At 37.1% G+C, this 22741-nt stretch carries 17 protein-coding genes and 1 riboswitch; of the genes, 3 read left to right on the top strand and 14 right to left on the bottom strand.

The window, feature by feature from the left end; all coding sequences use genetic code 11:
* Positions 1 to 96: 96 nt before the first annotated feature.
* From hslO to ribD, 5 genes are all read right to left on the bottom strand, one after another.
* Entirely contained in the window at positions 97 to 975 is an 879-nt protein-coding gene (hslO, locus tag Q7O55_RS06455; RefSeq protein WP_303929299.1) for an Hsp33 family molecular chaperone HslO, read from the bottom strand.
* A gap of 198 nt (positions 976 to 1173) precedes the next feature.
* A complete protein-coding gene (ribE, locus tag Q7O55_RS06460) occupies positions 1174 to 1635 on the bottom strand; it encodes a 6,7-dimethyl-8-ribityllumazine synthase (protein ID WP_303929300.1) in 462 nt (153 codons plus the stop codon).
* A 69-nt stretch (positions 1636 to 1704) separates the two neighbouring features.
* Entirely contained in the window at positions 1705 to 2907 is a 1203-nt protein-coding gene (locus Q7O55_RS06465; RefSeq protein WP_303929301.1) for a bifunctional 3,4-dihydroxy-2-butanone-4-phosphate synthase/GTP cyclohydrolase II, read from the bottom strand.
* Between the two features lie 15 nt (positions 2908 to 2922).
* Positions 2923 to 3579 (bottom strand): riboflavin synthase, encoded by a 657-nt coding sequence (locus Q7O55_RS06470; RefSeq protein WP_303929302.1) that lies wholly within the window; start codon positions 3577 to 3579, stop codon positions 2923 to 2925.
* On the bottom strand, positions 3560 to 4774 hold the full coding sequence (gene ribD, locus Q7O55_RS06475; RefSeq protein WP_303929303.1) for a bifunctional diaminohydroxyphosphoribosylaminopyrimidine deaminase/5-amino-6-(5-phosphoribosylamino)uracil reductase RibD: 1215 nt from the start codon (positions 4772 to 4774) through the stop codon (positions 3560 to 3562). Before ribD ends, Q7O55_RS06470 begins: the two co-directional genes overlap by 20 nt.
* A 67-nt stretch (positions 4775 to 4841) precedes the next feature.
* Positions 4842 to 4957: riboswitch (FMN riboswitch) on the bottom strand.
* 293 nt (positions 4958 to 5250) lie between these two features.
* On the opposite strand from ribD, the gene poxB reads away from it, so the two are divergent.
* Complete coding sequence (poxB, locus tag Q7O55_RS06480; protein WP_303929304.1) at positions 5251 to 6996, top strand: ubiquinone-dependent pyruvate dehydrogenase; 1746 nt, start codon at positions 5251 to 5253, stop codon at positions 6994 to 6996.
* Between the two features lie 96 nt (positions 6997 to 7092).
* Here poxB and Q7O55_RS06485 read toward each other — a convergent pair whose 3' ends face one another.
* The 6 genes from Q7O55_RS06485 to Q7O55_RS06510 all read right to left on the bottom strand — a co-directional run bounded on the left by Q7O55_RS06485 (position 7093) and on the right by Q7O55_RS06510 (position 15453).
* On the bottom strand, positions 7093 to 7551 hold the full coding sequence (locus Q7O55_RS06485) for a hypothetical protein (protein ID WP_303929305.1): 459 nt from the start codon (positions 7549 to 7551) through the stop codon (positions 7093 to 7095).
* 45 nt (positions 7552 to 7596) lie between these two features.
* Entirely contained in the window at positions 7597 to 7806 is a 210-nt protein-coding gene (locus tag Q7O55_RS06490) for a hypothetical protein (RefSeq protein ID WP_008713956.1), read from the bottom strand.
* A gap of 127 nt (positions 7807 to 7933) precedes the next feature.
* A complete protein-coding gene (locus Q7O55_RS06495) occupies positions 7934 to 11713 on the bottom strand; it encodes a PolC-type DNA polymerase III (protein WP_303929306.1) in 3780 nt (1259 codons plus the stop codon).
* A gap of 2 nt (positions 11714 to 11715) precedes the next feature.
* Positions 11716 to 12693: a DNA polymerase III subunit delta gene (holA, locus tag Q7O55_RS06500; protein WP_303929307.1), complete on the bottom strand. Its 978-nt coding sequence runs from the start codon at positions 12691 to 12693 to the stop codon at positions 11716 to 11718.
* An 11-nt stretch (positions 12694 to 12704) separates the two neighbouring features.
* The gene (locus tag Q7O55_RS06505) at positions 12705 to 14927 is read right to left on the bottom strand and encodes a ComEC/Rec2 family competence protein (protein ID WP_303929326.1); all 2223 of its coding nucleotides are present in this window, start codon (positions 14925 to 14927) and stop codon (positions 12705 to 12707) included.
* Positions 14884 to 15453: a ComEA family DNA-binding protein gene (locus tag Q7O55_RS06510; RefSeq protein WP_303929308.1), complete on the bottom strand. Its 570-nt coding sequence runs from the start codon at positions 15451 to 15453 to the stop codon at positions 14884 to 14886. The genes Q7O55_RS06505 and Q7O55_RS06510 overlap by 44 nt, the downstream gene beginning before the upstream one ends.
* Before the next feature lie 111 nt (positions 15454 to 15564).
* On the opposite strand from Q7O55_RS06510, the gene Q7O55_RS06515 reads away from it, so the two are divergent.
* Positions 15565 to 16794 carry an aminopeptidase gene (locus Q7O55_RS06515; protein WP_303929309.1) on the top strand — a complete coding sequence of 410 codons (1230 nt, stop codon included), beginning with the start codon at positions 15565 to 15567 and terminating at the stop codon, positions 16792 to 16794.
* Between the two features lie 78 nt (positions 16795 to 16872).
* Here Q7O55_RS06515 and Q7O55_RS06520 read toward each other — a convergent pair whose 3' ends face one another.
* The 3 genes from Q7O55_RS06520 to Q7O55_RS06530 all read right to left on the bottom strand — a co-directional run bounded on the left by Q7O55_RS06520 (position 16873) and on the right by Q7O55_RS06530 (position 21677).
* Complete coding sequence (locus Q7O55_RS06520) at positions 16873 to 17352, bottom strand: dCMP deaminase family protein (protein ID WP_303929310.1); 480 nt, start codon at positions 17350 to 17352, stop codon at positions 16873 to 16875.
* An 83-nt stretch (positions 17353 to 17435) separates the two neighbouring features.
* Positions 17436 to 19904 carry a leucine--tRNA ligase gene (gene leuS / locus Q7O55_RS06525; protein WP_303929312.1) on the bottom strand — a complete coding sequence of 823 codons (2469 nt, stop codon included), beginning with the start codon at positions 19902 to 19904 and terminating at the stop codon, positions 17436 to 17438.
* A gap of 90 nt (positions 19905 to 19994) precedes the next feature.
* Complete coding sequence (locus tag Q7O55_RS06530; protein WP_303929313.1) at positions 19995 to 21677, bottom strand: glycosyl hydrolase family 18 protein; 1683 nt, start codon at positions 21675 to 21677, stop codon at positions 19995 to 19997.
* Positions 21678 to 21833: 156 nt separating this feature from the next.
* Here Q7O55_RS06530 and lgt point away from each other — a divergent pair, with 156 nt between their 5' ends.
* Complete coding sequence (gene lgt / locus Q7O55_RS06535; protein ID WP_303929314.1) at positions 21834 to 22658, top strand: prolipoprotein diacylglyceryl transferase; 825 nt, start codon at positions 21834 to 21836, stop codon at positions 22656 to 22658.
* Positions 22659 to 22741 lie beyond the last annotated feature (83 nt).

Below are 22741 nucleotides of genomic sequence, written 5' to 3' on the forward strand. Positions count from 1 at the left end.
AGAGAATCTTCTTATTTTTTATTCTTTTGTCACAAATGTATTATACTCGAACAAAAAACCTAGTAGCCTGTATTTTTTCTACATATTATAAAGTTTTTATTGAATTGGACCTTTTGAGGTGAACATATTTTGTAACTCTTCACGTGTGAAATGATATTTTTCATTACAATAATGGCAAACAAGCTCTGTTACGTCATCTTCCAAAATAGCATTCTTATCTTCTTCACGTAATGTCATTAGCACACTGGCAAAGCGATCACGACCACAACGACATTGGAAATGAATTGGTTCATTATATACTTCATTCACAGTTAAACCATCGAGAACGCGTTCCATAAGACCTTTACCATCTGGATTTGCTTTCAAATATTCTGTAATAGGACCAAGTTCATTAATATTCTTTTCTACTTGTGCTAATGCTTCATCTGTAGCATCTGGCAAGGCTTGTACGATAAAACCTCCAGCTACAACTGTATGGTAATCTGGATCTACTAATACACCTAAACTAATCGTTGACGGTACTTGTTCAGATGCATATAAATAATATGCCAAATCCTCTGCTACTTCACCACTTTGAATCGGGCTTGTAGAAGTATAGTCTTGCGCCAATTGTGTAAATCGCGTAACTTGTACTTCCCCATTATGACCTACGGCAGCACCAACATCAAGCTTACCAGCATGCTTTAAAGGTACATCAACATGTGGCTCGTCTACATAGCCTCGAACCGTATTATCAGAGAATGCATCTACATGAACTACACCTAGTGGACCATCACCTTTGATACGAAGACTTACGTTTTCATGGTTTTTAAAATCACCAGCTAATAAAATACCTCCCGTCATAGCACGACCTAAAGCAGCTGTTGCTACAGGCCATAAATCATGACGTACACGAGCTGTTTCAACTGTATCGGTTGTTACAGCTAAAGACATACGAACCCCTTCTCGGGTTGTAAAACGTTTTATATAATCCATTCTATCATTCCTTATTTCTACTTATTTTATATAAGATATTACATTTATATTGCTTATATAGTATATCACGTCAAATATTTGACTTTCAATAATAAAGAATATATGTTCGTCTAGTCTGATTTAAATTTAAAAGAACATATTTTCGATGATATAAAAACACCCAGTACCATGAGATACTGAGTGTTATATATACAATTCTTAGATTTGATCGATAAGGTTAACCATCTCAATAGCGCCCATAGCACAATCGTAACCTTTATTACCCGCTTTTGTACCAGCGCGTTCGATAGCTTGCTCGATGTTTTCAGTAGTCACTACACCAAACATAACAGGAATACCGGTTTCCAAAGATACATGAGCAATCCCTTTAGCTACTTCGTTACATACATAATCATAATGAGTAGTGGCACCACGGATAACTGCACCTACACAAATAACTGCATCATAACGACCAGATAAAGCTGCTTTTTTAGCAATCAAAGGAATTTCATAAGCTCCTGGTACCCAGATCACAGTAATATCCTCTTTTTTTACATCGTGACGAAGTAAGCAATCTTCAGCGCCACCGATTAATTTAGATGTGATGAACTCGTTGAAACGAGAACCGATAATAGCAAATTTTTTACCAGATCCTAATAAGTTGCCTTCTTGAACCATCATTATGTTGACCTCCTCTATTCCATCTAGGGAAATATATATGTAACGACCGAGTTATATGGTGAAAGTTAATTAGTCTTCTAACATATGACCCATTTTTTCTTCTTTTGTTTTTAAATAGCCTGCATTAAATTTATTTGCAGCAATAATAAGTGGTACACGGCTAGTTACATTGATTCCCCAATGTTCTAAGCCATGACGCTTTTCGGGATTGTTAGTTAATAAGCGGATGCTTTTAATACCCAAGAAACGAATAATTTGAGCCGCTAAGGAATATTCACGCATATCTGCAGGGAAGCCTAATTGTTCATTTGCTTCTACCGTATCAAGGCCCTGTTCTTGTAATGCATAGGCTTTAATTTTATTGGTCAAACCAATGCCACGGCCCTCTTGACGCATGTATACTACAACGCCTTTGCCTTCTTTTTCAATAGCGCGCAACGCATTGTCTAATTGTTCGCCACAATCACAGCGCTTAGAACCAAATACATCGCCTGTTAAACATTCAGAATGAATACGTACAAGCACATCGCTACAATCTTGAACATTGCCCTTTACGATAGCTAAATGCTCTTTATGATCTAATTCATTTTTAAATACAAAGATATTAAAATCACCAAATTTAGTAGGCAACTTAGAACAAGCACCAAGCTCAACCATATCTTCATGTTGTTTACGATATTCTATAAGTTCTGCTACAGAAGCAATTTTCAAGTCATGCTCCTTAGCAAATTTCATAAGATCTGGCAAACGGGCCATATCACCATCGTCTTTAGTAATTTCACAAATAACGGCAGCCTCTTGTAACCCTGCTAGGCGACAAAGGTCGATAGATGCCTCAGTATGACCTTGACGTACCAATACGCCGCCCTCTTTATATACAAGTGGAAATACGTGACCTGGACGACGGAAATCTTGAGGTTTCGCATTAGGATCTAATAGTTTTTGAATTGTATAAGCACGCTCTGCAGGAGATACGCCTGTTGTAGTATCTACATGATCCACAGTCACAGTAAAAGCAGTTTCATGGTTATCAGTATTTTTGGCAACCATTACAGGAATGCCAAGTTTTTCTAACGCTTCGCGGCGCATAGGCGTACATACGATACCGCGAGCGTATTTAACCATGAAGTTAATGTTTTCTTGCGTCGCAAACTCTGCAGCAATGATAAGATCGCCTTCGTTTTCACGGCTTTCATCATCAACAATAATAACAGGTTTACCAGCTTTAAGGTCTTGTAAGACTTCATTAATAGAATGTAATTGTTCGCTCATAGGAACGCTCCTTACTTATATAAATCCATTATCTACTAAGAGGGATTGCATAGATTTTTTTGGCTTTTCTTCGATAGGTTCACTACCAAGATTCATAAAATGACGAATATATCGACCAGCGATATCGGTCTCTAAATTAACCTCTGTACCAATATGAGCCGAACCTAAAATCGTTTCACCCAATGTATGAGGAATAATAGAAACGGAAAAACTGCTGTCCGTCCTGCGCATTATTGTTAGACTAATTCCGTCGATGGTAATTGATCCTTTATAGATCACATAATCCATAACGGATTTTAAAGCCTCGATAGTAAAGATAATAGCATTATCGGTTTGTTCACGGTTAATAATACGACCTGTACCATCTACATGGCCTGCCACAATGTGACCACCAAATCTACCATTAGCAAGCATAGCTCGCTCTAAGTTGACTGGTTGATGGACTTTCAAATTAGTAAACGTAGTCATCTTAATGGATTCTGGCATCACATCCGCTGTAAATATACTATTGCCAATCGTTGTGGCCGTTAAGCACACCCCATTAACAGCTACGGAATCACCAACTTTTAAATCGCTAAAAATTTTTTCTCCTCGAATTGTTATGGTTAAGGATTTAGGGCCCTTTTTAATGTTCTCGACGCGGCCAATTTCTTCAACGATTCCCGTGAACATAAGCGCCCCTCCTTCCTTGACGATACGCTTCAATGCGAATGTTATTATCTAATACTTTAATCTTGGTGAAAGTTAGTTGTGGCGAAGCCTTTAAACTTTCAAAACCTCGACCTCCTACAGCTGGTGTTGCATCGTTACCACCAATAATGGTATTTCCAATATATGTTACGACCTTATCAAAGTTCTTCATTTCCACAAAGGAACTGATAATTGCAGATCCACCTTCAACAAGAATAGATGTGTAACCTAGTTCACCTAGTTTTGTAAGAATATCATCAATAGATAATTTCTTAATATCAATCACAATGTCTGTGCTCTTGCTTTTACGAGTAGAAATAGATTCTACTACGGTAACAATGGCACCTACGTTTTCTAAAGCCTGAATTCGCTCTTTTGGACAACCTTTAGATACAAAGATATGCACCTTGCGATTTTCTACGTCAAAAACCTGACTGTTAGTAGGCATTCTACCTAGACTATCCAATATGATTACATCTGGCTGATGAACTGGAATAGGTTTCTTTAGGACAGCTGTATCCAATACAGCCTCACATAGTTCCGTATCATTTAGGCGACAATTTAACTGTGGATTATCTGCCAAAATTGTACCAATTCCAACGAGCATGGCATCATGCGTGGCACGAAACACATGTCCATCGCGACGAGAGGACTCATTTGTAATCCATTGAGATTGTCCAGTAGATGTAGCAATTTTCCCATCTAGTGACATAGCACTTTTTATAGTGACAAAAGGCTTACCTGTCTGTATATAGGTAAAGAAATGCTCATTTAGTTCAGCACATTCATCACTACATACGGGGCAAACAACCTCAATACCTGCTTCACGAAGTAACTCCATTCCCTTTCCAGAAACTAGTGGATTTGGATCTGTACTACCTACTATTACTTTAGCTATGCCAGCCTCAATGATACGAAGCACACAAGGTGGAGTTTTACCATAATGGGAGCATGGCTCTAATGTTACGTATAAAGTAGCACCTTTGGCATTATCACCTGCTTGATTTAGTGCATGCACCTCAGCATGAGCTGTACCAGCTTTATGGTGATAACCTTCACCGATTATTGTATTATCTTTTACCACAACAGCACCAACCAAAGGATTTGGTGAGGTGTGACCTGTGGCTAATTTTGCCAGTTCAATGGCGCGCTTCATATATACTACGTCATCCACCATATCACCTCAATAAAAAAAGGACTATTATATAGTCCTTGGGTCATTATAAATGCGCACAAAAAATGTGCCTCGTCTTTTCTCATCCAGACTCTACTGTCGGTATCGGAATTGCACCGATTCATACCAAAAAGGTTCGCGGACTTTACCGCCGGTAAGGAATTTCACCTATCCCCAAAGACTTATCTATTTTGTTTATGAATTAATAGTAACACTTTTATTAATGTTATGCAAGAATAATAGTTTTGTATTGAGAAAGAATATTAAATAATTTAATTAAAATATAATTTTTAGAACACAAATACTAGAACAATATAAATAATAATATATATTTACTTTTAATATAAACATATATAAACTATGTATACAGTAAATAGTAACTTTTATCACATAATTACAAGTTAAACAAGTCTAATATAGTATATATGGTTTGAATAACCATATTTTAATGATAGTAATTATTAAATATAGGTGATAATATGGCAAAAAAAAAACGAATTTCTGATGTACTTATAGAAGTCTTAGCCAATGCGGGCATCGAACGCATTTACGGTATCACTGGAGATAGTCTAAACTCTGTAAATGATAGTTTACGCCGCAATGGTAAAATTGCTTTTGAACATGTACGACATGAAGAAACAGCAGCCTTTGCTGCCGGTGCAGAAGCATCCCTAACTCATAAACTAACTGTATGTGCTGGTAGCTCTGGTCCTGGCAACTTACACTTGATTAATGGTCTCTTCGACTGTCATCGCAATCGTGTTCCAGTATTGGCCATTGCTTCTCACATTCCTCAATCTGAAGTGGGTTTGAACTATTTCCAAGAAACACATCCAGAAAATCTATTCAAAGAGTGTTCTTGTTTCTGTGAACTTATTTCTAGTCCTAAACAAATGCCGGAAATTCTATTCCGTGCTATGAACGCTGCTGTTGGTAACCAAGATGTTGCTGTTATCGTTCTTCCTGGGGACGTTGCAGTTATGGAAATGGAAATTGATGAATTACCTGTGTGGAACCCACCTCGTTTACCTCATATCGTTCCACAACGAGAAGATATTGAAGAAATGGCGGCTCATTTAGAAACAGGCAAACGTATTACCCTATTCTGTGGTGCCGGCTGTGAAGGTGCTCATGACGAAGTGGTAGAATTAGCAAAACGCTTACAAGCACCGGTTGTACATGCTTTCAGAGGTAAAGAATGGGTTGAATGGGATAATCCATATGATGTAGGTATGACTGGCCTATTAGGCTATACATCTGGCTACCGTGCTATTGAACAATGTGATACATTGGTAATGCTTGGTACAGACTTCCCTTACCGTCCATTCTATCCAGAAAATGCGAAAGTAATACAAGTAGATAGAGATCCTAGTGCTTTAGGTCGTCGCGTACCTCTTATACAAGGTATCATTGGTACTGTAAAAGATACGTTAAAAGAATTATTACCTCTTGTAGTCCAACGTGGTGATACTGAATTTATTGATACTGTACGTAAAGCATATACAAAATTTAGAGCTGACTTAGATAGTTATGCCGTAGCTGAACCAGATGGTGTAGCAATTCACCCTCAATACTTTGTTAATCGTTTGAATAAGTTAGCAAGTGAAGATGCTATCTTTACCTTTGATGTAGGTACTCCTGTAATTTGGACGGCTCGTCACTTAAAAACAAATGGTAAACGTCGCATCTTAGGTTCCTATAACCATGGGTCTATGGCGAATGCTATGATGCATGCTATTGGCGCTCAAAATGCATGTCCTAACCGTCAAGTCATCTCCCTCTCTGGTGATGGTGGCTTTACAATGATGATGGGCGAAATGTTAACATTAAAACAACTTAATTTACCTATTAAAATCTTTGTATTCAATAACGAAGAACTTAGCTTTATCGCTATGGAAATGAAAGCTTCCGGCTATCTAGACTACGCTACAGACTTTGTAAATCCAGATTTCGGTAAACTTGCCGAAGCTGCTGGTATCAAAGGGGTTAGCATTCATAACTCTAGCGAAGTTGATGAAAAAATCACGGAAGCCCTTAACCATAATGGTCCAGTCATCGTTAATGTTCGCGTGGACAAACAAGAACTTGCAATGCCTCCGAAGATTGCTTACCAACAAGCTAAAGGCTTCAGCAAATATTTAATCAATGCAATCCTTGATGGCCGTGGTACAGAACTTAAAGAAATGGCCAAAACAAACTGGATGAAATATAAATCCCTATACTAATATTGCAAAATTTGCAAAATCTGCCAAAATAAATAAACTGCAAAACTTTCAAAAAGAGGTGTCATCATTCGATGATACCTCTTTTATTGCATAATTTTAATCATATACTGTTATAAAACCTTCAGTCCAGCCCCTTAAATTGAGAGTAATTGTATCAATTCCTAAACAATCTAAACCATATACTTTAAATATATCCCAGGTCTTATACCACTTTAATGCTTTCTCTGCATATTCTAAAGTGCTAAATAAACCTATGTATCCAGAACTGGAATAATATGGATTTATATCGTAATCATACCAAACACCATAAATTTTATTATTTATTATTTCATAACTAACTTGATTACTTATATGAGAACAATCATTTAAATAGTGAGTTTTTATGGAAAAGGAATCATCATTTAACTTAGAAAATCCAGACAATATTTTAGATTCAACTAGAGCCTCTTCAGCTAATGATATATCAGAAAAAAATCTCAAGCTAAAATATTCTGTATAAGGTAGCTCTTCATTCTTTTTATAGTGTGCTAAAGCTTCATATATTGGAACTCTCATAATTCACCAACTCGATTCAATATACATATAACACATTAACTATTTCTATCTATAATAATCGTCCTCGTAATCGTCTTTATATCGTATCGCATCGACCTCTGATGGAGATAGTACATTCCCCTCTTCATCTACATATTCCATGAATTCGTTAATGTATACACCTGGAATATCTGATTCTTCTAATTCAATAGTATCTTCAGGTTCAATCTCCCAAAATTCTATCTCATCAGCATGATTTTGAAGTTGCTCAATCATATTTCAACACTCCCTAATATCAAAGACATATCTTAAATATATTGTAGCAAATTACATAAAAATAAGCACTATATCCACATTTGAGATATAGTGCTTACTTTGTATTTAAATCTTATCTTGTATTTTATTATGCTCCAAATAGTGACATTTGTTCGTCTTCAGGAAGTTCACCACAGCATTTGAGGTCTTTCATAAGATCAATGATGGTATTTGATACTTTACAACGGCGTTGTAAGTCTTTTAGAGATGTAAATGGACGTTCATTTCTTTCCTCGACGATAGCATCAGCCACTGTTTCACCAAGTGAATCAATAGCTAAGAATGGTGGCAATAAAGCTCCATCCTTAATGTTAAAGCGTCTAGCTTCAGAATGTTGAATATCTACATTAATAAAACGATAGCCCCGTTGATACATTTCCATAGATACTTCCAAGGCACTCATAAGGTCCTTGTCTTTAGGGCTGGCAGCACGATCAAGAGCCTTGATACGGTTAAACTCGGTCAATTGTGTTTTAAGGTCTCCTGTCATGATTCGTAAGTCGAAAGCCTTTGCGCGAATAGAGAAATATGCTGCATAGAATGCCAATGGATGGTATACCTTAAACCAGGCTATACGGAAGGCCATCATTACATAAGCTACCGCATGGGCCCTTGGGAATAAATAGGAAATCTTTTTACAAGACTCAATAAACCATTCAGGAATATTATTTTCGCGCATTTCTGCTTCAAATTCCGTTGTAGCTTGACCTTGTTTATTTCGTTTTTCAATCCCCTTCCCTTTACGTACGTTTTCCATAACGAAGAAGCTGTGCTTTCTATCCATACCACGATGGATTAAGAAATTCATTACGTCGTCACGGGTAGAAATAGCTTCGTTCAACTTACAAGTTCCATTTTTAATAAGGTCTTGCGCATTATCGAGCCATACATTCGTACCATGAGAGAAACCAGAGATACGTACTAAGTCAGAGAAGGTTTGCGGACGAGAGTCTTCCAACATGCCTCGTACAAACTTCGTACCACATTCTGGTACGGCCAAGCTGGCTACCTGGTCACCTTGCAATTGTTCAGGTGTTAAACCAATCCCCTCCGTAGAGGAAAACAAACTCAATGTCTTTGGATCATCAAATGGTATTGTCTTAGCATCGATACCTGTCAAATCCTCTAGCATACGAATAATTGTGGGATCATCATGGCCCAGAATATCAAGCTTAGTCATACGACCTTCGATGGAGTGATAATCAAAGTGTGTCGTTAATACGCCACTTTCCTTTTTATTCGCTGGATGTTGTATGGGCGTAAAGTGATGCACATCCATATCTCGAGGACATACCATAATACCACCAGGATGTTGTCCCGTAGTATTCTTTACATTTGTAAAGCCTTTCGCTAAATGTTCAAAGAATCCATTGCGGGCTTGTATATCTCGAATTTCGGCGTATTTTTTAACATAACCAAAAGCAGTTTTATCAGCAATTGTACCGATTGTGCCTGCTTTAAATACATTGTCACGGCCAAATAATTCTTCCGTATATTTGTGAGCTTTTGCTTGGTAATCACCGGAGAAGTTAAGGTCAATATCTGGAACCTTGTCACCTTCAAAACCAAGAAAGATAGCAAATGGAATATCGTGACCATTTGTTTGTAACGCATGACCACACTTAGGACAATCTTTACGAGGCAAGTCAAAGCCCCCTGCATATTCACCCTTTTCAAAGAACTCTGAATATTTACAATTAGGACATACATAATGTGGCGGTAATGGATTTACCTCTGTAATCTCAGACATGGTTGCTGCAAAGGAAGATCCTACGGAACCACGAGAACCTACGAGATACCCATCATCTAGAGATTTTTTTACCAGCTTATGAGCGATGTAATACAATACGCCATAACCATTGGAAATAATACAATCCAATTCATAATCAAGACGTTCTTGTACAACCCTTGGCAATGGATCACCATAAATAGCCTTCGCATTTTTATAGCACATCTCCGTGAAAGCTTCGTCAGCGCCTTCAATCTTAGGTGAATATGTACCATCTGGAACTGGCTTAATATCTTCAATGCTATCATTAATTGCACGCGTATTTGTGATAACTACTTCGTACGCCTTCTCTTCGCTTAAGTAAGGGAATGACGCAAGCATTTCATCTGTAGTACGTAAATGTAAATCTGGTTGTTCGTCTGCATCTGGATATCCACATGCAGTTAGCATGATTTCACGATATATTTTCTCTTCTGGTGTCAAATAATGAACGTCACAAGTAGCACATACAGGTTTATTCAAGGCTTCCCCTAATTCGATAACGGTTTTATTCATATCGATAAGGGCTTGTTCGTCCGGCATGAGGCCTTTACGAACTAAGAACATATTATTCGTATGTGGCTGAATTTCGAGATAATCATAGAAGGATGCCACTTCTAAAAGCTCTTCTTTCGTAGCGCCGCGAACGATGGATTGCATAAGCTCCCCAGCTTCACAAGCGGAACCAATGATAATGCCTTCTCTATGTTCTTCAATAACAGAACGCGGTAAACGAGGTCGAACCTTGTAGTGTTCAAGATGAGAAATGGAAATCATCTTGTACAAATTACGCAAGCCTACCATATTTTTTGCAAGTAAGATAATATGATATCGTTTATCTTTTTCCTTCTTCTTTTTCTTATCTACTATAGGTTCTTCGTCACGAGCTACCGTTTCGTCTTCAATGAGATAGCCTTCTACACCATAGATAACCTTAACACCTAACTCTTTACCAAGGGCTTGTGCTTCTGGGAAGGCTTGTACAACACCATGATCAGTAATAGCAACCGCAGGATGACCCCATTTTTTAACTGTTTTAAATAAATCCTTAACAGATACGAGAGCATCTTTATCACTCATCTTAGTATGTAAATGAAGCTCTACACGAGAATCTGGACGGTTTTCAGTTCGCTCTACACTTGTAGTTTCCACTGCTTCAATACTGCGAATCGATAAGATATAATCTTTATCAAAACGATCGTCAAAGTTGACACTACCTTGTACACGAACGCGTTGTAAGCCTTTTAATTGTTTAAGTAGCGCATCCCCTTCTTCAGGGCTATTCGTAAATTTGATGAACTTAATACTATTCGTATCATCTACGATGCTACCGTTAACAATACTTTTACCAGTCTTAGTATCACGTTTATCTAAGCCCACTAATACCCCTTCAAAGATTACACTAGGTGTATCCAAGGTCCCCATGATTTTAGAAGTAATCCCTTCAATTTTAGGACCTAAAATCATACCTTCATCAGTAGGTGCATCCTTTGGCGCACGACGTGGATATTTTCCATCCCCTTCACTACCTTTAGATGTGGATTTGGTAACGCTTTTAGGAGCAAAACCTTTACTTCTTTTAGCTGTGCTACTTACAGATGCTACAGTATCACCATCATAAAATGCTGCCGCTGTTTGACTAGGACGAGAAACAACGATTGGACTATTATTAAAATAGCCAAGCTCTACGGCATCTACAAATGGTACAAAATCATCGTCAAAATCGTCTTCTTGATCATAACCTGCAAAAGATTTTCCTTTAGGTGCTTGGCTTTTAGCCTCTTCAGCCTCCCGTTGTGCCTCTGCAGCCTCAATCCATTCTCCAGCACCACAGCCACCGCCATAATAATAGGTATCTAAACCTTCCCCAGTTTCAGTATCTACTTTCCAAGCAAAACAGCAAGCTGTATCGGTATTTGTCGGAATATCATCAAAGGATATATTCTTCTCCTTATACCAAGCAGATAATCTGTCACGTAGACTGAGCAACGTAGAAAAGGCAGAGTCTGCAGCTTGTATCGTCACATGTTGGCTATGACAGTTCACATAGAAAGATGATTTCTTATTCTGTTTTGGTACAACACGATAACGTACTTTCATTTTTATCCTTTATACCCACAATAGGTAATACATAAATCTCTAAATCGCCAAATATCGCCCTTACTGCTACGACTATCTAAAATAATCTCATAGAGCCCTTTTAATAAAGCTCGCAAGGCCTTAACTGAAATTCTAGTACTTGCTTCGTAAGCCAACTTAATCGGATATGGTTTAAATGACGAATCATGATCCTTACATAAGTTTTGTATGGCTTGAACAGACATTCCCGCTTGGCGACATTCGCTAACCAGTAGCTGCAAACGTAACTGCCCCTCAATATAGCTCATAGCACGATCTAATTCTTTATAGCCGAACATAAACGGAAATAATTCAAGTAATGTATCAATATCTCGTTTCAACAAAGCCTCTTTAAAGGTGAAAATATTTTTAGCACCATAGTCACTACCATTCTCTTCAAGGAACTCTTTCGTAATGACTTTATCACCTGTTATCTGTAAAAAATAACGGTCAAATTCGGTTTTCATAAATGAAACCGGTACATCTTGCCACAAATCGATGAGATGAGCTACATATTCTTGTGCATCAGGAGTCATTTTAAATCCATTAGATGTACAATATTGACGAATCCACATCACAAGGTCAGCCCCTTCAAGGCGCTTGCATTCACGATTCGGTATTTTATTTAAAAGCTCTTTATTCTGCTTGATTCGTTTATCTATCATGTCATGATAAATCAAAACAATTGGATTATCCCCATTATATTCCATGATGAGCTCATATAATGGGACCCAAGCATCACTATTTTTGCCGCTTTTACGAATAATGGGCAAGTTAACTAAGCAAAACACTTTTTGATCCCCAAAGAGTGAATCTTCACAGAGCTTTTCACTAATCTTCTGTGGGCCCGCCTCATCGTCTAATACGGTCACTGGAAGGTCTGGATAGGCACTTAAAAATTTGCGTTTCTCTTCTTCAATTAATTGTGGCTCATCGCCATAAATGAGTTGAATATGTACCATGTTTCCTCCTTTCACAAATAGATATCTTTGATATAGCCGTATCCCATTATATACATATGTTCTGTTGATGGATCCACATCGCGTAACGCACCGTGGGGACTGCCAAATAGAATTGTACTATGAGGTGAAATACGCCCTATTTCATTCATTACACTGGATCGACTCGTTATATATAACACATTAGTCTTATCATTTAATTTTAGATTTTTTTCTCTACTTTGTCCATTATATACGACGATTTGGTTCATACCATTTTTATATACCACCTGTGCAGAACCGTTACTGTGAAAGTACTCAACTTTTATATCTTTAGGATTTACACCATATGCCCTTATAGCCTGATTAATAAGTCTTTCATTAGGTATAGTTTTAATATAATCTGGTGCATCGATTAATAGATATGCTCCTCTATGGTTTGGGTCTATGCAAAGTAAAACATTACACTGTTTCATAGGAATATAATGGATTATTGTATCCTTGTGATGCTGAGTCACATAGTATGAAGCACCAAAGGTTGCAACCATACATAATAAGGACATCACTATATATACAGTATACTTATTCTTATGTGTCAAAAAATACGTAAACAAACCTAATAGAGCATAATATATATAAACACAATAAAGATGCATCATACCAAGCCAAAGTAGACTATCACTACGACCTAACACATGATTTAAATATAAAGATATTCGCAATAGTAGATCTACTAAAGACCATATTAACGATATAGGGAATACGTAACTGACTAAAGTACTTACAAAAATTAAAACTATGGATATATCTAATAGGGGTGCTACTATACAGGCTGCTAGCAAACTAGCAATGCTAATATAGTGAAAGTAATAGAGTTGTAATGGCAATATGAGTAACTGTGCGGATACACATAATACAAAAGGTGTTTTTATCCATCTTGGTAACCACTGTATCCGTTCATATAATACTTTTCCCCATATGAGTAAACCATAAGTCGCCCCGAAGGATAGTTGAAAGCTTACATCAAATAAGGAGAACGGATCATATATGACACATAAAATAGCACATATACATAATGCTTGTTTGGCCTGATATAGTCGTCCCTTTATATAGGCGATACACATGAGTATACTCATCATCGTTGCACGTACAACTGGTGCATCTCCACCAACGATACAGCAATATATACAAGCTACTAATATACCCCAAATTAAACATGTACGCTTCCGTAATTTAACAAGCCTTCCTAGACTATAAATTAAAGCTAATAGTAAAGCAATATGCGAGCCAGATATAGATAGAATGTGGATGAGGCCAGTATAGGCAAAATCTTTCATCCGTTCTTCTCCTAGTTCACTATAATGACCACCTAAAGCTAACGCTTGAGCTAATACCTTTTGTGGGCCATCTAGATTACTAGCAATATTCTTTTCTATAGATTCTCGTATTTGACCACATAGATATAAACTTCTCCTATATATTTCTTCATAAATACTCTCTTTATATGAAAATGTTTTTAAATCTTTAGCACTGGCAGGTCGATAAACTCCATCGTAGATTCGTCCTCTTGTGTTAGAACCCATATATCTGCCTCGAAGATTGATCCGACCTTCCTCTTCGATGAAAAATAAAGATTTTGGAGTTCCTTCAATAATGGCTTGTTCTCCCAATCTTATTTTGTTATTTGTAGCTGATACCTTAGAGTATACTTGTAAACATCCTTGAGCCTTTATATAGGAGTTTTTTGCGGTATCTTTATAAGGATATAATCCATGAAGAGTAACATTATATTTGTAATATTCCTGTCCATCTAGATTTACTATTTCAGGGGATGATACAACAGTACCTAGATATTCTCCTTCTTGCTGTAAATAGTATGATGTATAGCTATTATAATTAATAATTTGTAAATCTGTTTGATAATAAGATAAACCAACTAAAACAAAGACTAAGATGATTAATTTGCTAAGTGAATGCCATCTTTCAGACGATTGTAATGCTTTGAAAATACCCACAACTATAATAGCTAACCCAATAGCAAAGATGTAGTGCATCTGCATAAGTACAGGATAATACTGACCATAGCCTAATATTGTACCCATAATTATAGAACCCAATATAGTATGTGCCCATTGACTATGGGTTAAAACCTTAGTGTTCCAATTAACATCATTTGCATCAAAGAAGGGTTCATCATTCTTGCTATCTTGATGACTAAATTGTAATTTTGTCTTTAATCTTCTTAAATACTCCGTCACCAATACCTTTCACCCCCTTAATACCTTCAACGGATGTAAAGGGACCCTTTTGCGAACGATATTCTTCAATTCTCTTTGCCATAGCAGGGCCAATGCCGGGCAACGCATCTAGTTCTTTAGCAGTGGCGGTATTAATATTTATCTTATTACCACGTAATAACGCTTCAGGATTTCCGTGAAAGTTAAAAACTACGTGGATATGATCTCCTCCAGTAACTGATTTAGCCATATTAATAGACTCTACGTCTGCATACGGTAACAGTCCTCCTGCTAGCTTGATAACATCTCCTATTGTTGCAGAGCTTTCAAGCTCATATAGACCAGGGGAAACTACGGCACCTGTAATATAAGCAATCGGTTTATTAGATATTTCTGCTACATTTGATATAGAAGAATTTCCATCTACTCCCCCTTCAACAAGGACAGAATCGCTTTCATCTGTTATAATAGGCCATAGGAAATAAATTCCTACTAAAATACATAGGATTAATATAATTATCATATACGGCTTCAATTTATATTTCATAGTGCACCTCCTACTGAAGGATTTCCCTATGAAAAATAAAACTCCTACCACTGACTCTATTAGTCACACTAGCAGGAGTTTAACAATTGATGTCGAATAAGAGGAGAATTTATGAATCAAGAAACATTAAAAAAATACGCCCGTACATTATTACAATACGGCGTAAATTTACAACAAGATCAAACTTTAGTTATTTCTGTTGATGTGGAAAATAAAGACTTTGCAGTTATCGTTACAGAAGAAGCCTATCAATTTGGGGCTAAAGAGGTTGTCCTCAACTGGCGCTGTTCACCTATTGCACGTCAACATTTAATGCATGCCAAAGAAACAGTCTTAGAAAAACCTGCTAACTGGATTCCTGAATTCTATAAGCAATATATCGATGATAAAGCAGCATTCTTATCTTTAATTAGTGCCAACCCTAAAGCCCTTGCTGGCATCCCGACAGAACGTATTTCTTTACAATCTCGTAACTTAAACAAAGCCTTATCCTTCTATCACACAGCCATTATGAATTCTTCTGTTACTTGGTGCGTTGCTTCTGTGCCAACTGTTTTATGGGCAGATTTACTCGGTTATGAAGGTACCGATGAAGAAAAAATCGACCAATTGTGGGCAACTTTGCTTAAACTTTGTCGCATCGAAAGCATTGAGGCAAAGGATACATACCGTCACCACATGGCTAAATTACGCCGTCGTCGCGAAGCAATTAATAAACTAGGCTTAAAAGCATTACGTTACACTTGTGAAAATGGTACTGACCTCTTACTAGAATTACCAGAAAGTCATATTTGGCAAGGCGGTGAAGAAACGTCTAAAGATGGTACTATCTTCAATGCTAATATTCCTACCGAAGAAATTTTCTCTGCACCACAGTACAATGGTGTAAACGGCATTGTATATAGCACAAAACCTTTAATTTACCATGGCAATACGATTTCAGATTTTTCCTTCACGTTCAAAGAAGGTAAAATTGTAGAATACACTGCAAAAGAAGGTTATGAAGTACTAAAAGAATTAGTTGAGACAGATGAAGGCTCACACTACCTTGGCGAAGTTGCATTAGTTGATCATTTTAGTCCAATCAGCCAATCTAATCAAATCTTCTATGAAACATTATTTGATGAAAATGCATCATGCCATCTAGCAATTGGAGCCTCTTACCCTACATGCCTCAAAAACAGTGATGGTTTATCTGACGACGAATTAAAAGAACGTGGTTTGAACCACTCTTTAACACATGTAGACTTTATGATTGGTCATGAACATATGAATATCAAAGGCTATACACGTAATGGTCAAGAAGTAGACATCATGATCGATGGTCGCTTACAAGTATAAACATAAATAAAAGATAACGAAATCCCCCATATACAACTGTATATAGGGGATTTTAAAAGCAATTAAATTTTTATTACATTACAATGTGATATTCAAAGTGCGGCCTGTAGGCTTGTATTCAATAATTTCTACACCTGCGGTTTTCAACATTCGTTTAGAAGCTTTTACCTCTTTCGTATCCTTATATAGGTCATCACGATAGATAACGGCCTTAATACCACTTTGAATAATGGCTTTCGCACATTCATTACAAGGGAAAAGTGTTACATATATTTTTGAACCTTCTAAAGAACCGCCCCGATAATTAAGTATGGCATTCAGTTCACTATGAACGGTATAAAAGTATTTATTATCATCCGCCGTATCGCGTTCCCATGTGAAATCATCATCACTACATTTTAAAGGCATACCGTTATAACCAATAGATAAAATTTTATTGTCATTACTAACTATGCATGCACCTACTTGTGTGTTTGGATCTTTAGAACGCTGTGCCGCTAAAATGGCAACACCCATGAAGTATTCATCCCAGGAAATATAATCGTTACGTTTTGCCATAGTTACCTCTCTTAAAAATAAGCCCCCATCTACCTATGTAGTTGGGGGCTTACATTATTAACCAAAAATATCATCATTTATATTTATTTAACAACGATATTTACAAGTTTACCTGGTACATAAATAACTTTTACAATGTTTTTACCTTCTGTAAACTCTTGAACACGACTAGACTCTTTAGCCATTGTTTCTAATTCTTCTTTCGTAATATTTACGGAAACAGTAAGTTTATCGCGAACTTTACCATTTACTTGCAATACTACTTCTACTTCATCTACTACAAGCGCAGCTTCTTCGTATACAGGCCAATTTTCAGTATGAATGGATGTAGTTTCACCCAATTCATGCCATAACTCTTCTGTAATATGAGGAACGAATGGCGCTAAAAGAAGCAATAACGAACGAGTCAATTCATTTGCTAATGCGCTATTGATAGTCTCTGCTTTGTCCTTATGAGCGTACATAGCATTTACAAGTTCCATGATTGCAGAAATTGCAGTATTAAAGTTGAAATTATTATCTAAGTCTTCCGTAACCTTTTTGATGACACGGTGTAACTCACGACGTAATCTGAATTCGTCTTTTGTAAGTTCACCGGTAACATTTTTCTTAGCTTCTTCGTTGTACGCATCAACGATACGCCATACACGACCTAAGAAGCGGTAAGAGCCTTCAACACCTTGATCAGACCAATCAAGGTCACGATCGACAGGAGCCGCGAATAGAATAAACAAACGAGCAGTATCTGCACCATAGGTATTGATGATTTCTTCTGGAGAAACTACATTACCTTTAGATTTAGACATTTTGCTGCCTTCTTTAAGAACCATACCTTGCGTCAATAAGCCTCGGAATGGTTCGTTAGCTTCGATAAGACCTAAGTCGTGAATAACTTTCACAAAAAATCGAGAGTACAACAAGTGCAAGATAGCATGTTCAATACCACCGATATATTGATCAACATTCATCCAGTAATTAGCGATCTTTTTATCGAATGGAGCTTGGTCATTTTTAGCATCTGTATAGCGTAAGAAGTACCAAGAGGAATCGATAAATGTATCCATTGTATCTGTTTCACGACGTGCAGGGCCACCACACTTAGGACATGTAGTATTTAAGAAGCTTTCAGATGTAGCTAATGGAGATACGGCACCAGATTCAAATTTAACATCCTCTGGCAAGCGTACTGGCAACTGTTCTTCAGGAACGAGTTGTTCACCACATGTTTCACAATATACTACAGGAATTGGCACGCCCCAGTAACGTTGACGAGAAATCAACCAGTCACGAAGACGGAAGTTTACTTTACCTTCACCAATGCCATGTTCATTAAGAGCAGCTGTAATATTTTTACGAGCCTCTGCAGATGTTTGTCCGTTATAATCGCCAGAGTTAACTAGAATGCCATCTTCATGGTACCATTCTTGCCATTTTTCAAGGCTATATTCTTCGTCTTCACAAGCTACAACCTGTTTAATTGGCAAATCGTATTTATGAGCAAATTCCCAGTCACGTTCATCATGTGCAGGGGAACCCATTACAGCGCCTGTACCGTAGTCTACTAATACATAGTTAGCAATCCAAACCGGAACTTGTTCGCCAGACATAGGGTTTACTGCATAAGAGCCTGTGAACATACCTTCTTTAGGTGCCTCTGTAGATGTACGGTCGATATCGCTCATATTCCGCATACGTGTAATAAAAGCTTCTAATTCAGCTTTATTAGGAGCGTTTTCAATGAGATGTTCTACATATGGATGTTCAGGAGCCAGTACTACATAGCTTACGCCATAAATTGTATCTACACGGGTCGTATACACAGATACACGTTCATTAATAGAAGGTACTTCAAAGGAAAATTCTGTACCTTCAGAGCGGCCAATCCAGTTCTTTTGCATCAATTTAACGCGTTGTGGCCAGTGATCAAGAGTATCTAAATCAGTTAACAAGCGATCAGCATATTCTGTAATACGCAAGAACCATTGAGACAAATCTTTTTTCTCAACTGGGTTATCACAGCGCCAGCAAGCACCATCGATGACTTGTTCGTTTGCCAATACAGTATGACAAGTTTCACACCAGTTTACTTTAGCTTCTTTTTTGTACGCTAAGCCTTTTTTATAAAATTGTTGGAAGAACCATTGCGTCCATTTGTAATAATCTTCTTTACATGTTGCAACTTCACGGTCCCAATCATAGGACAAGCCAAGTGCTTTTTGTTGCAATTTCATGTTCTCGATATTATCAAGAGTCCATGTTTTAGGCGCAATACCATGTTTGATAGCCGCATTTTCAGCAGGCATACCAAAGGAGTCCCAGCCCATTGGATGCAACACGTTGAAGCCCTTCATTTTTTTGAAACGAGCTACTACGTCACCGATGGAATAGTTACGCACGTGACCCATGTGTAAGTTACCAGATGGGTACGGGAACATTTCTAATACATAGTATTTTTCTTTAGATTCATCATATTCTGTTTTAAATGTATGGTTATCTTCCCAATACTGTTGCCACTTTTTTTCAATATCTTGGGCTACATATTTTTCGTTCATGTAGGGGCCTCCTCATATGGTCAACCTCATAGGTTGCCATTTTATAATTAATGTTTTTATTTTACTACGTACTGTAAAAGCAGTCAAACACTAGCGTTTTACGACTTGAATAGTTTTTGTTAAATCATTATTAGGGCTTGTATTTTGACCAGAACTATGACTAGTATATAAATCATTTTGCTCTTTAAAAGTTTGTTTATTGTGTTCTTTTTTAGCTTTAGCCTCTTCTTCTAAGCGTTTTTTTTCAGCTTTTACTTTTTCAACTTCTTCTTTTGTTTTGCGTTTAGCAGCTTCTTTCTCTTCTTTAGCTTTCTGTTTTGCTTCCGCTTTAGCTGCTTTTTCTTTTTGTTTTTCTTCTAAGCGCAATTTATAAGCATCAAGTTTAGACAACGGCTTAGCTTCTTCTAATTTAGGTTCTGAAACAACAAGGTTAGCAGATTTAGGCATACCACGACCTAAATCTTTTTCTTGAATCATAGTAATCGTAGAAATATCTTCAAACCCTTTACGCCATGCAGCAAACCCACCAAGGTGTAATTCTTTTACCAGATCAAGTTTTAATCCTAACGATGTATTATCTTCAAACCAAATACGATCTGAACCAGAAGCTGTTGGAATAGATAAATAGTATAACTTTAATCGATCGTCCCAAGTCATTTTATTCCTGTAATTAGCAAAGTAATTACTTATATTCTTCATAGCCAATGTTTCGCTTTTAGCATAACCATTCGTGTCATGCCATAAGCGCATATAGAATGGTACGCCTAATATTAACTTTTGAGAAGGAACTTCAGATAGCATTCTTTCTGTATGGCTACGAACCCAAGGATAACTTGCAACAGGACCTGCAGTAGTACTCTTAGCCCAAGTTTCGTCATACGCCATAAGAACTACATAATCTACTGTATCTGCCAAAGCTTTACGGTTATACACTAATGACCATTCTGGACTATCAGAATAGCCAGTCACATCGATAGAAGTTTTAATATTATACTGATGTAAATGATTAGACAAATATGCTACAAATGTTGTTAAACGATCACGATCAGCATAATCAATGTTTTCAAAATCAAAGTTATAACCATCAAACCCATATATATAGGCATATTGAACAAGGTTATGAGCAAATTTCTTCCATACCGATTGATCCGACAAAATACCACTTGTAAAATTAGAGTCAAACCGATTAGTAATTAACGGCCAAATATGATAGCCTTTATCCTTATACGCTTTCACATAATCAATATTTACATTTGAACTTGCTTCTAAACCTAAGCTATGCAATTTAAACCAACTTGGAGAAATAATATTATCACCACTCGTATTGAGTTTTGCCTGATACGGAATTCCCTCTGTTGTCCATGGATCAAAAGCCCAAGCCAATGGTGTTTGCAATGTATAAGGTGCTTTCACCGTAGATGCTTCTGGTGCAGGTCCTAAAATAAGTTGACCATTATTTTTTGTATAGCTAACACCCAGCATAGTTGGCTCAGACTCAATATCTACATAGGATATACCATCTTTTTTGGTAATGGGCAATTTAACAGGTTCACCTACGGCTGCAGGATTTAAAATAACCGTATCACCTTGTAATTCACTTTGTGGAACATATACTGTATATGCTGTTTTATATTGATTTGTTTCGTAATGACGTGTAGTAGTGGCTAAAAATTGATCTAATGGTACCAATACCTCTGCTTGTACGATTGTACTAGATAATGCAGACATTACTAAAGCTGTTAATGATTTTATAATAGTAGATTTACGAATCATGTACTCTCCTAATTCTAGGTCCCATACTGGGATACAATACCAATCTTTATATTATACCATATTATATATAGTTCATCTCTTTTCTTGCATGAAGGATATATGTAATTTATAATTTAATTTATGTACTAATAAAAATTATCACATAAGGAGTTTTATATGCATCAATATTTATTTTTCATAGGGGACTTCCCTATTAGAGCCTATGGTACCATGTTAGCTTTGGCTATCATTTGTGGTGCCTCTGTTGCCTATGTACTTTTGAAAAAGGATGGCCGCGGTTGGCATGAACACATCATCGACTTTTCCATTACTGTAGCCGTAGCTGGTCTCATCGGTTCCCGCCTATGGGACGTATTCTTCTTTGATTGGGATTATTACGGTAATCATTTATTGGAAATTCCCTTTGTTTGGCAAGGTGGCATGGCCATTCAAGGTGGCGTAATACTAGGCACAATTGCTGGCTATTGGTATCTTCGTAAAAACAAAATTGACTTTTGGGCTTTTGCTGATTTATTTGCTCCTGCATTGATTTTGGCTCAATCGGTAGGTCGTATGGCAAACCTTTTAAACGGTGATGCTTTCGGTCATCCTACGGGCGGTAATTATGGTATTATCTATCCTGAAAGTACCCTTGCCTACCGCACCTACGGAAATCAACCGCTTTGGCCTGCCGAAGTATGGGAAGGACAAATCGATGTTCTTATCTTTGTAGCCCTTCTGTTATTTGGATCTTTCAAACATGCGAAGGGTCAAGTATTCGTACTATATGCCATTCTCTATTCTACGGCTCGTTTCTTCTTAGAGTTCTTACGTGGCGACTACGTAAACTTAACGCTAGGTTTAAAATCTGCTCAAATGACGAGTTTAATAGCTATTATTGTCGGTATCTGTGTATTCATCTATCTAAACTATCTAGAAAAGAAAAATCAAGCTGTAATAGTGGCTACAGAACCAACTACAAAAACTAAAAAACGTAAATAGAAATACATCTTGAAGCAAAAAAGGTCCTGCATTCATTGGTTTTACCATTGAATGTAGGACTTTTTCTATATAAACCTTAATCT

Origin of the sequence: Veillonella parvula (assembly GCF_945949885.1) — a bacterium.
Classification (GTDB): domain Bacteria; phylum Bacillota; class Negativicutes; order Veillonellales; family Veillonellaceae; genus Veillonella; species Veillonella parvula_B.

What these genes read in the sequence shown, in the direction of transcription:
- hslO (WP_303929299.1), bottom strand. Translation starts at nt 975, where the DNA reads ATGGATTATATAAAACGTTTTACAACCCGAGAAGGGGTTCGTATGTCT.
- ribE (WP_303929300.1), bottom strand. Translation starts at nt 1,635, where the DNA reads ATGATGGTTCAAGAAGGCAACTTATTAGGATCTGGTAAAAAATTTGCT.
- Q7O55_RS06465 (WP_303929301.1), bottom strand. Translation starts at nt 2,907, where the DNA reads ATGAGCGAACAATTACATTCTATTAATGAAGTCTTACAAGACCTTAAA.
- Q7O55_RS06470 (WP_303929302.1), bottom strand. Translation starts at nt 3,579, where the DNA reads ATGTTCACGGGAATCGTTGAAGAAATTGGCCGCGTCGAGAACATTAAA.
- ribD (WP_303929303.1), bottom strand. Translation starts at nt 4,774, where the DNA reads ATGGTGGATGACGTAGTATATATGAAGCGCGCCATTGAACTGGCAAAA.
- poxB (WP_303929304.1), top strand. Translation starts at nt 5,251, where the DNA reads ATGGCAAAAAAAAAACGAATTTCTGATGTACTTATAGAAGTCTTAGCC.
- Q7O55_RS06485 (WP_303929305.1), bottom strand. Translation starts at nt 7,551, where the DNA reads ATGAGAGTTCCAATATATGAAGCTTTAGCACACTATAAAAAGAATGAA.
- Q7O55_RS06490 (WP_008713956.1), bottom strand. Translation starts at nt 7,806, where the DNA reads ATGATTGAGCAACTTCAAAATCATGCTGATGAGATAGAATTTTGGGAG.
- Q7O55_RS06495 (WP_303929306.1), bottom strand. Translation starts at nt 11,713, where the DNA reads ATGAAAGTACGTTATCGTGTTGTACCAAAACAGAATAAGAAATCATCT.
- holA (WP_303929307.1), bottom strand. Translation starts at nt 12,693, where the DNA reads ATGGTACATATTCAACTCATTTATGGCGATGAGCCACAATTAATTGAA.
- Q7O55_RS06510 (WP_303929308.1), bottom strand. Translation starts at nt 15,453, where the DNA reads ATGAAATATAAATTGAAGCCGTATATGATAATTATATTAATCCTATGT.
- Q7O55_RS06515 (WP_303929309.1), top strand. Translation starts at nt 15,565, where the DNA reads ATGAATCAAGAAACATTAAAAAAATACGCCCGTACATTATTACAATAC.
- Q7O55_RS06520 (WP_303929310.1), bottom strand. Translation starts at nt 17,352, where the DNA reads ATGGCAAAACGTAACGATTATATTTCCTGGGATGAATACTTCATGGGT.
- leuS (WP_303929312.1), bottom strand. Translation starts at nt 19,904, where the DNA reads ATGAACGAAAAATATGTAGCCCAAGATATTGAAAAAAAGTGGCAACAG.
- Q7O55_RS06530 (WP_303929313.1), bottom strand. Translation starts at nt 21,677, where the DNA reads ATGATTCGTAAATCTACTATTATAAAATCATTAACAGCTTTAGTAATG.
- lgt (WP_303929314.1), top strand. Translation starts at nt 21,834, where the DNA reads ATGCATCAATATTTATTTTTCATAGGGGACTTCCCTATTAGAGCCTAT.